The sequence below is a fragment of the Methylophaga sp. UBA1464 genome, from assembly GCF_002325665.1.
Lineage (GTDB): Bacteria > Pseudomonadota > Gammaproteobacteria > Nitrosococcales > Methylophagaceae > Methylophaga.
Window position 1 is genome coordinate 17,146 of the sequence record NZ_DCSO01000056.1, and the last position, 1,751, is coordinate 18,896.

Genomic DNA, 1,751 nt, shown 5'->3' on the forward strand with positions numbered 1-1,751 from the left:
AGTTCAGCCAGTTTCTGGTTATCCGCTGCCTGCATATCCAGCGTTTCCGGGGTGAAATCCAGCTCGACATCCATCTTGATGGTTGCGAGCTGATAGGAGAGCGGCAAAGCATCAACGGCTGCGCGCAACTTCTCACCCAGCTTGCCTTTCACTTCGTCAGCATGTTCGATAACACCCTGCAAACTGCCATATTGCTGCAGCAGTTTAGTCGCGGTTTTCGGACCAACACTGTCAACGCCGGGAATGTTATCTACCTTATCGCCCATCAACGCCAGATAATCGACGATTTGTTGTGGTGTCAGACCAAACTTTTCTTTTACGGCGGCGATATCGGTTTTGCTGTTATTCATGGTGTTGACCAGCGTCACATGCTCGCTGACCAGCTGCGCCATATCCTTGTCGCCGGTGGAAATCACCGTTTCAATTCCGGCAGCGGTAGCCTGTTTTGCCAGCGTGCCAATTACATCGTCGGCTTCCACGTTATCAATGCACAGCAGCGGCAAACCCATGGCTTTAACAATTTCGTGAATAGGTGCTATCTGTTCGCGTAAATCGTCCGGCATTGGCGGCCGGGTGGCTTTATATTCGGCATACAGATCATTTCGAAACGTTTTGCCCTTGGCATCAAATACCACGGCCATATGTTCAGGATGATAGTCACGGATTAATTTACGCAGCATGTTGATGACGCCATAAATTGTGCCGGTTGATTCGCCGTCGCTGTTGGTCAGTGGCGGCATCGCATGATAAGCGCGATACAGGTAGGATGAGCCATCAACGAGTATAAGTGGTGCAGTTTGAGTCATAGTTCACAAGGCCTGAAATTAGTGGCAAACAGATTGCTTTAATCATCGTAGCGGAAATGCTATCTTTATCGGAAATTTAGTGGAGCTAAGTCATGTTAAAACCGTTCGCCATTGTATGCGCAATCAGCGCGATGATCACTGGAAGTGCCTGGGCAGGTGCTGCCGGTCCTGATTTGACTGAACCTCCAGTATTGCCGCCACCTTTGCAGGATGGCGAAAGCATCGAACCTGAAATTACCATTATTCAGGAAGAAGATCGCACCATCGAAGAATACCGCGTCAATGGTCAGCTCTATATGATCAAAATCACCCCGGATATCGGTCCTTCATATTACCTGATGGATACTGACGGCGATGGTTCATTGGAAACGACCAAACATAACCTTGCCAATCCGGAAGTGCCGAACTGGATCCTGTTGGAATGGTAACAAAAACTCCCGTTAACTGAGATTTTCATGTCTGTTTATACCGAAGTCGGGCGCGATGAATTAATTGCGTTTATCGGCGAGTATGCCGTTGGTAATCTGATTGATTACCAGGGCATTTCTGCCGGAATCGAAAACACCAATTATTTTGTGACCACTGACCAGGGGGAATTTGTGCTTACCCTGTTCGAGCAGCATGAATTTGCCGAATTGGATTATTTCCTCGAAGTCATGACGTTTTTCTTCAAGCATGGCATTCCCTCGGCACATCCCGCTGAAGATAAACAGGGGAATTACCTCAAGTCCTTATGCGGTCGTCCAGCAGCGCTTGTTATGCGTTTGGCGGGGCATACTGTCGATCAGCTTGCCACGCTGGGCCAATGCGAAGCCATCGGCGATATGCTGGCACAGATGCATCTGGTCGGTGAGAAATTTAAACATCGTCGGGCAACGCAACGGGGTGCCGACTGGCGCGAATCGATGGCCGAAACCTTATTGCCACATATGTCCGCTGAGCAGG

The 1,751-nt window shown here is 49.3% G+C and carries 3 protein-coding genes; 2 read left to right on the top strand and 1 reads right to left on the bottom strand.

Annotated elements, in window-relative coordinates:
- Nucleotides 1–806, bottom strand: an 806-nt coding sequence (locus tag B3O33_RS07005; protein ID WP_292363275.1) for a 5'-3' exonuclease, incomplete at its 3' end; no start/stop codon positions are given.
- Nucleotides 807–898: 92 nt separating this feature from the next.
- Here B3O33_RS07005 and B3O33_RS07010 point away from each other — a divergent pair.
- Nucleotides 899–1,234 (top strand): DUF2782 domain-containing protein, encoded by a 336-nt coding sequence (locus B3O33_RS07010; RefSeq protein WP_292360451.1) that lies wholly within the window; start codon nt 899–901, stop codon nt 1,232–1,234.
- A gap of 27 nt (nt 1,235–1,261) precedes the next feature.
- Nucleotides 1,262–1,751, top strand: a 490-nt coding sequence (locus tag B3O33_RS07015) for a phosphotransferase (protein ID WP_292363276.1), incomplete at its 3' end; no start/stop codon positions are given.

Excerpts from the sequence above, each read along its gene's own strand:
- B3O33_RS07010 (WP_292360451.1), top strand. The coding sequence starts at position 899 with ATGTTAAAACCGTTCGCCATTGTATGCGCAATCAGCGCGATGATCACT.